This is a genomic window from Burkholderia sp. BCC1640, assembly GCF_902833125.1.
GTDB classification, from domain to species: Bacteria; Pseudomonadota; Gammaproteobacteria; order Burkholderiales; family Burkholderiaceae; genus Burkholderia; species Burkholderia diffusa.
In genome coordinates, this window is the sequence record NZ_CADFEF010000046.1 from 20081 (window position 1) to 27481 (window position 7401).

The window sequence follows — 7401 nt, forward strand, 5'->3', positions numbered from 1 at the left end:
TTAGTTTCCGAGTTTGAACACGACCGGCACCCTGACCCAGCCGTCGATCGATTCCGTACCGCGCTTCGCCGGTACGAAGCGCCAGTCCGAGACCGCCGCGACGGCCGCGTCGTCGAGCGCGTCGTGTCCGCTGCTCGCCGACAACAGCACCTGGTCGGGCCGGCCGGTCGCGAGCACATGCACATTCAGGAACGTGGTGCCTTCCCAGCCGCGCCGCTGCGCGACGTCCGGGTAATCGGGCGCGGGGTTGCGCAGATACGCCGCCGCGAAGCGCGGTGCGGTAACGGGTTTGGGGTTGGGTTCGGTAGAAGATTGCGCGCCCGGCATTGCCTGCGCGGCAACCGTCGCGGTATCCGCCGCTGCATTTTCAGCGGCAGGCTGAGCTGACTCCTGCCCCGGCACGGTTCGCCCACGTTCACTGTCCGGCTGCGACGCCGCGGTGACGGCGGCTGGCTTGCGCGAAGGACCTGCATGATCGGCCTGATGCGTTGCGGCCACACTCGGCCGAGCCTCTCGATGCACGGCTGTTTCTCGGCTCGAATGCGACGGCATAGCCTCGTGAGGAACCTGCGTCGCGGCATCCACCCGACGATGCACACCAGGCTCTGCCATCCGCGCGAATTCGCTCGCGTCCACCTCGACGGCGAGTGCGTGTGGCAGCGTCGGGCGTCCATCGGATACCCATGCGTGCCACAGGGCGACCACGATGGCCGCATGAACGGCGAATACCGTTATCGCGACGGCTGGCAACGGTTCGCGTGCGCGCGCGACCTGCTGCATCTCGATCGTCGCCGCGTACGGGCCGGCGGGCGCGATGCCGTAGGCGAGCGCGACCACGCGGCGGCGCTCGCACCTGCGAGCAGCATCGGACGAAATCGGGACATGCATGGCGGTCTCTCGTTGCGCGGAATCATTCCCGTGTCGAACGGCAAGAAGCATGCCGATCCGCGCAACACCCGGCCGGCCGCCGATCGAAGCCGCCACGCATCAATACGCAACCGCGCATCTGTTGCAGTTCGTGCCACCCCTGTTGCGCCTGTGTCAATTTGGATCAACGAGCCGACGCCTTCGGCCGCGCACCGCACTGTCATGTTTCGCAACACTCGACCCGCGGTTGTCCCCGAACGCAACACACGCGGATCATCCGCGCCACGCCGCGCACGTCGTCGCGGCGCGCACGATCGGCCGCCGGGCCTTGCGCGACAGGGCGCGCGCCTCAATGGCATGCGATTTGCGTGATTGGCTGCGCACTGGACCCGGATCCCCACCCTGCCGGCCCGGCCATGTGTTGGCCGCGGTGCGACCACAATGACTCTGGAGACAACCATGAAAAAACTCTCGGCTTCGACGAGCCGACTGGCAACGATCGGAATCGCGGCGGCGGCCGCGATCGCCCTGAATCCCGGCCTGGTGGACGCTGCCGCGGATTATCCGGCCGTCACGTACCAGCGGCTCACGGATGCGCAACGCGATCCGGGCTGGCTCACCTACTACCGCACGTACAACGGCCAGGCGCATTCGCCGCTCAAGCAGATCGACGCGTCGAACGTGAAGCAGCTCACGCAAGCATGGAGCTACAAGTTTCCGGCCGAGCTGAAGCAGGGCTTCGAAGCCACGCCGATCGTCAATGGCCGCTACCTGTTCGTGACCACGCCGAAGGACAACGTGTACGCGTTCGACGCGGCCACCGGCGCGCAATTGTGGAAATACGAACCGAAACTCGGCGCCGAATCATTCAAGACGGCCTGCTGCGACGTGGTGAACCGCGGCGTCGCGCTGTACGGCAAGAACGTCTACGTCGCGATGCTGAGCGGCGAGGTGGCGGCGCTGGATGCACAGACGGGCGCGCTCGTATGGAAGAAGCAGATGTTCGAGCCGGGGCTAGGCTATGCGTTCTCGCTCGCGCCGCTCGCGCTCGACGGTGCGATCGTCGTCGGCAGCTCGGGCGGCGAATACGGCGCACGCGGCTTCATCGCGGCGCTCAGCCCGAACGACGGCACGCTGCTGTGGAAACGCTTCACCATTCCTGGCCAGGGCGAGAAGCACGCTGACACCTGGCCCGACGGCATGCAGGCGCACGGCGGCGCACCGGCGTGGCTGACCGGCACCTACGACGCGGCAACGCGCACGCTGTACTGGGGCGTCGGCAACCCGGGACCGTGGCTCGCCGACCTGCGCCCGGGCGACAACCTGTACTCCGATTCGCTGCTCGCGCTGGATCCGAAGAACGGCGACCTCAAGTGGCACTACCAGTACACGAAGCACGACACCTGGGACTATGACGGCGTCAACACACCCGTGCTCGCGACGATCAAGTACAAGGGCAAGGAGCACGATGCGATCATCCACGCGGACCGCAACGGCTACTTCCATGCGATCGATCGGGACACCGGCAAGCTGATCTATGCGGAGCCGTTCGTGAAGGCGACGTCGGTGACCGGTTACACGGAAGACGGCGCGCCGATCCAGGATCCCGCGAAGTATCCGAAGGTCGGCACGACGATCGACACGTGCCCGAGCTTCCTCGGCGGCAAGAACTGGTGGTCGGTGTCGTACGACCCCGTGCGCCATCTCGCGATCGTGCCGGCGCTGCATGCGTGCATGAGCTTGTCGGGCAAGTCGGTCAACTACATGGAAGGGCTGCCGTATCTCGGCGAAGGTTTCGAGATCAAGCCCGAGCCGGGCAGCGAAGGCTACGGCGAACTTCAGGCGATCGACGTGAACACCGGCAAGAAGGTATGGAGCCACTGGAGCAAGCTGCCGTGGAACGGCGGCGTCGCGACGACCGCGAGCGGCCTCGCGTTCAGCGGCTCGCTCGACGGCCATCTGTACGCGTTCGATGTCGCCACCGGCAAGGTGCTGTGGGAGAGCCCGAAGCTCGCGAGCGGGATCATCGCGCAGCCGTCCGTCTTTGAAGTCGACGGAAAGGAGTACGTAGCCGTACTCGCCGGCTACGGCGGTGCGAATCCGATCTGGGGCGGCCCGATGGCCAAGGCGGCTGACGACGTGCCGCGCGGCGGCACGCTGTACGTGTTCGCCCTCGACCGCGGCTGATCGGCATCCGGCCAACCGTATTGCGCCCGCGCCGCCGGCGTGGGCGCTCCTCCCTTTCTCCTGTTCAACCGAGCGTACGATCATGAACATCCGACTTTCCCGCCTCGCCGTGGCCTGTGCGCTCGCGGCAGGCACGGCGCTGGCACCGGCGCTCTCCACGGCCGCGACGACGGTGCGCGTCTGCTCGCTGCCGGGCACGCCGACGGCCGCGCTCGACAAGGCCGTCGCTCACGACGTGTTCCGCACGGCCGGCATCGCCGCGAACTTCTCCGGGCACGACGCGGGCGGCAATGACGACGACGGCGTGTCCGCGCATGAGCTCGCCGGCATCCTCGAACACGACTGCGACGTGCTCGCCGGTTTTCCGCGCTCGGCCATCGCCGACGCATCCGATACGAAACTGCTGTTCTCGCAGGGCTATCTGCGCTCGGGGTACGTAAGCGTCACGCGCCGCGATGCCGGCGCGCCGGCCACCGGTCGCGAAATCGTCGCGGCGACCTACGCGAGCCCCGCGCAATTGATCGCGGTTCAGCAGAAGAACGCACGCTTCGATCTCGAGAACACGTCCGAGCAAACGGTCGACGCGGTCGCGCGCGGCCGCGCGCATCGCGCGATCGTCTGGTATCCGGCAGTCGTCGCGTATCAGGCCGCGCATCCGAAACAGGCGTTCCGCATCGGCGCGACGTCGTCGCCGTATGCGGAATGGCAGCTCACGTTTGCGTTCGCGCCGCGCTCGGCCGAATTGCAGCAACGTATCGACGCGGCACTCACGCAAATGAAGAACAACGGCCGGCTCGCCGCGCTGACCCGCAAGTGGACGCTGCCCGGCAGCGCACTCGAGGCGCACGAGTCGCGCATGCCGTCGCGTTTCCTCGACGGCGCGACGGCGAGCGCAGGCCGCGTGCCCGGTAGCCTGCTGCGCGCGCGCAACGTGCCGGCCGGCGGCGGCTTCATCCGCGTCGGCGCGAGCACCGGTGACGCCGCGCCGTCCTTCGACGCGGCCCAGGTCGCCCACGGCAAGGAAATCTACGGTAATGCGTGCGCCAAGTGCCACGGCGCCGATCTCGAAGGCAACACCGCGCCCGCGTTGAGCGGCCCGTCGTTCGCGCCGCTGTCGCATTCGCACCTGACGATCGGCGGCGTGTTCGGCTACATGGCGACCAACATGCCGGCGGACCAACCCGGCAAGTTGAAGGACGACGAATACGCGGACCTGATGGCCTTCCTGCTCGCGTCGAACGGCTATGCCGCCAGCAAGAACAAGCTGACGGCCGATACCGCTCACGCGTCGACCGCGCCGCTCGTCGCCGGGCCCGCCGCGCACAAGGACGCCAGCCAGTAACACCGGGCAAGCGGCTTCGCCATGCGATGCGGGCCGCGCCCTTCCCCACGATTTCATCTTCAACAGGAAACGACCGTGACGTACCCGACCTCCCGCAGAACCTTCATCATCAACGCCATCGGCCTGTGCGCGACGCTCGCCGCCGCACGCACCGCATGCGCGGCGCCGCCCCTCGTCGACGAGAACGACCCCGCCGCGAAGACGCTCGGCTATCGCGCGCATGCGTCCAGCGTCGACGCCGCGCAGTTCCCGAAATACCAGGCCGGCCAGCGCTGTGCAAATTGCCGCTTCTATAAGGGCGAAGCGGCGGACGCCGCCGGCACGTGTCCGATGTTCGCCGGCAAGCTGGTCGCGGCGGACGGCTGGTGCAACGTGTATGCGAAGCGCGCGTGACGCGTCGCGCGACGGGCTGCCGGCGCGACACGCACCGGCGCCCGCGGCCGGTAGCGACGACGGCGCACCGCCGCACGCGGTCGCGCATCTGCACGCGCTGATCGCGACCGGCCTGTCGCGCGGCTTCGTCACGCGCGGCGACATCATCGACGCGCTGCCCGACGACGATGCGAGCGAGAGCAGCATCGATGCGGCCGCCGCCGTGCTCGCCGAACTCGGCATCGCGGTGTCAGACAGCGCCGATGCCGCGAGCGGCTGGACGCTCGACCGCTACTTCCGCCCGGCGCCGCCCGCGCGCGCTTGGGTCGACGGCGCCGGCACGCTCGCCGCCGCCGACCTGCTCGCGCCGCGCACGACCGATCCGGTCCGGCTGTACCTGCGCGAGATGGGCACGACGCCGCTCCTCACCCGCGATGAGGAATTCGCATACGCGCAGCGCATCGAGCGCGGCCGCGCGGCGTCAGTCGCGGTGCTGTGCGGCGATCCCGATGCGCTCGACGCGCTCGTGTCGATTCGTACCGAGATCGCCGAATGCCGAGCCGCCGCATCGACCTATGTGATCTTCCTCGCCGACGCCACGCGCAACGCTCGACGATCCATTGACGCCGATGCAGGCGCCTCGCCTGCCGCCGCCGCCGAGCCCGGGCGCGACGACGAGGCGCCATCGGAGGATTCGGCCTGGCGCGACGCGGTACTGGCACGGCTCGCCCGCATCGACGCAATCGCGGACGGCATTCGTGCCGCGCTGGCCTCGGGCGGCACCGCGTCTGCCGCGTATCGCACGCACGTACGCGACGCCGCCGCGCTGCTCGGCACGCTGTGTCTGTCCGCCCGCGCACTCGAACGAATGAGCGAACCGTTACGCAGCCGCGCGCGCCGGCACCGCGCGCTGCGCGGCCGGCTGGCGCGATTGTTGGCCGACGTGGGCGTCCCACCCTCATTCGCGCAGACGGACCACGACGATCACGCCGGCTGGCTCGCGTCGTGCATTGCCGCGCATCCGGCCTGCGCGCCGACGCTGACGCGACGCGCGGCCGAATTCGTCGACGCACGCGTCGCGATCGTGCGCGATGCCCCGGCGTCGGAACTGCCGCCCGATGCGACCGCGTCGCTCGATGCCCGGCTCGGCGCGATCGAACGCGCGATGCTGCCGGCGAAAGCGGGCTTGTTCGACGCGAACCTGCGGCTCGTCGTGTCGATCGCGAAGCGCTATCCCAATCGCGGGCTGCCGTTCGCGGACCTGATCCAGGAAGGCAACATCGGCCTGTTGAAGGCCATCGAGCGCTACGACTACCGGCGGGGCTTCCGGTTCTCGACCTACGCGACCTGGTGGATCCGGCAAGCGATCACGCATGCGCTCGCCGACCTCGGCCGCACGATCCGCGTGCCGACGCATACGGTCGACGCGCTGAACAAGCTGACGCGGCTCGCGCGCGAGCATCGGCAACGCGCGGGCACGGCCGCGACGCCGGCCGAACTCGCCGTCCACATGGGCGAGCCGGTCGACAAGGTGCGCGATCTGCTTGCGATCGTGAAGGAACCGGTGTCGGCGGACCTGCCGGTTTCGCCGGAAGGCGACATGACGTTCGCCGACGTCGCGCCGGATCTGTCGTCGCCGTCGCCGGAGGACGCCGCCGGCGCCACCCAGTTGCGCAACACGATCGCCGCCGCGATCGACCGGCTGCCGCCGCGCGAGGCGATGGTGCTCCGGCTGCGCTACGGGCTGCATGCGGACGAAGGCTGTTCGCTGCGCGACATCGGCCGGCAGATGAACCTGTCCGCCGAACGCGTGCGGCAGATCGAGGCGTCGGCGCTCACGCGCCTTCGTGCGTCCGACGCGCTCGACGTGCTCCGGTCGTTCATCGCATAGCACGGCCTCAGTCCCACGGCGCGCACGCCGCGCGTCGTGCGTCGTGTTGACGCCTGCAACACCCGTTGCTGCATTTCGACGCAACTTTCACGCTGACAAGAGCGCCGCTCGTTCCGTCTTTCATTGCTATGCAATGCAGAGCAATTATCGGGAACCGCGCGCCACCGTACACACACGCCTTACCGGCCGAAGACCCACGCAATTGGCATGCAAGTTGCGTTTCAACGGTCATGCGACACCCAACGCTTTCCATGGAGACCATCTTGACTGCCCTCGTATCGATCCTGCAGGAGCGCCGAATCTTCGAACCGACGGCCGACACGCGCGAGCGCGCGACCATTTCCGGCATGCCGGCCTACCGCGCGCTGGCCGCCGAAGCCGAGCAGGATTACGAAGGCTTCTGGGCGCGTCTCGCGCGCGAGGGCCTGACCTGGCACAAGCCGTTCACCAAGGTGCTCGACGAGAGCAATGCGCCGTTCTACAAGTGGTTCGACGACGGCGAACTCAACGCGTCGTACAACTGCCTCGACCGTCACGTCGAAGCCGGCAACGGCGAACGCGTCGCGGTGATCTTCGAAGCCGACGACGGCACCGTCACGCGCGTCACCTATGCCGACCTGCTCGCTCGCGTGTCGCGCTTCGCGAATGCGCTGAAGAAACGCGGAATCGGCAAGGGCGATCGCGTCGTCATCTACATTCCGATGTCGATCGAAGGCATCGTCGCGATGCAGGCCTGCGCGCG

The 7401-nt window shown here is 68.3% G+C and carries 6 protein-coding genes; 5 read left to right on the forward strand and 1 reads right to left on the reverse strand.

Features of this window, described 5'->3' with window-relative positions:
• Complete coding sequence (locus tag HWX25_RS33615; protein ID WP_244138816.1) at positions 1 to 888, reverse strand: energy transducer TonB; 888 nt, start codon at positions 886 to 888, stop codon at positions 1 to 3.
• Positions 889 to 1326: 438 nt separating this feature from the next.
• Here HWX25_RS33615 and HWX25_RS30695 point away from each other — a divergent pair, with 438 nt between their 5' ends.
• The 5 genes from HWX25_RS30695 to HWX25_RS30715 all read left to right on the forward strand — a co-directional run.
• Positions 1327 to 3054, forward strand: a complete 1728-nt coding sequence (locus HWX25_RS30695) for a methanol/ethanol family PQQ-dependent dehydrogenase (protein WP_059690429.1) — start codon at positions 1327 to 1329, stop codon at positions 3052 to 3054.
• 82 nt (positions 3055 to 3136) lie between these two features.
• On the forward strand, positions 3137 to 4396 hold the full coding sequence (locus tag HWX25_RS30700; RefSeq protein WP_175912284.1) for a transporter substrate-binding domain-containing protein: 1260 nt from the start codon (positions 3137 to 3139) through the stop codon (positions 4394 to 4396).
• 75 nt (positions 4397 to 4471) lie between these two features.
• A complete protein-coding gene (locus HWX25_RS30705) occupies positions 4472 to 4789 on the forward strand; it encodes a high-potential iron-sulfur protein (protein ID WP_244135324.1) in 318 nt (105 codons plus the stop codon).
• Positions 4773 to 6659: a sigma-70 family RNA polymerase sigma factor gene (locus tag HWX25_RS30710; protein WP_175912288.1), complete on the forward strand. Its 1887-nt coding sequence runs from the start codon at positions 4773 to 4775 to the stop codon at positions 6657 to 6659. The genes HWX25_RS30705 and HWX25_RS30710 overlap by 17 nt, the downstream gene beginning before the upstream one ends.
• 251 nt (positions 6660 to 6910) lie before the next feature.
• A partial coding sequence (locus HWX25_RS30715; protein ID WP_175912290.1) for an acetyl-coenzyme A synthetase N-terminal domain-containing protein occupies positions 6911 to 7401 on the forward strand: 491 nt, incomplete at its 3' end.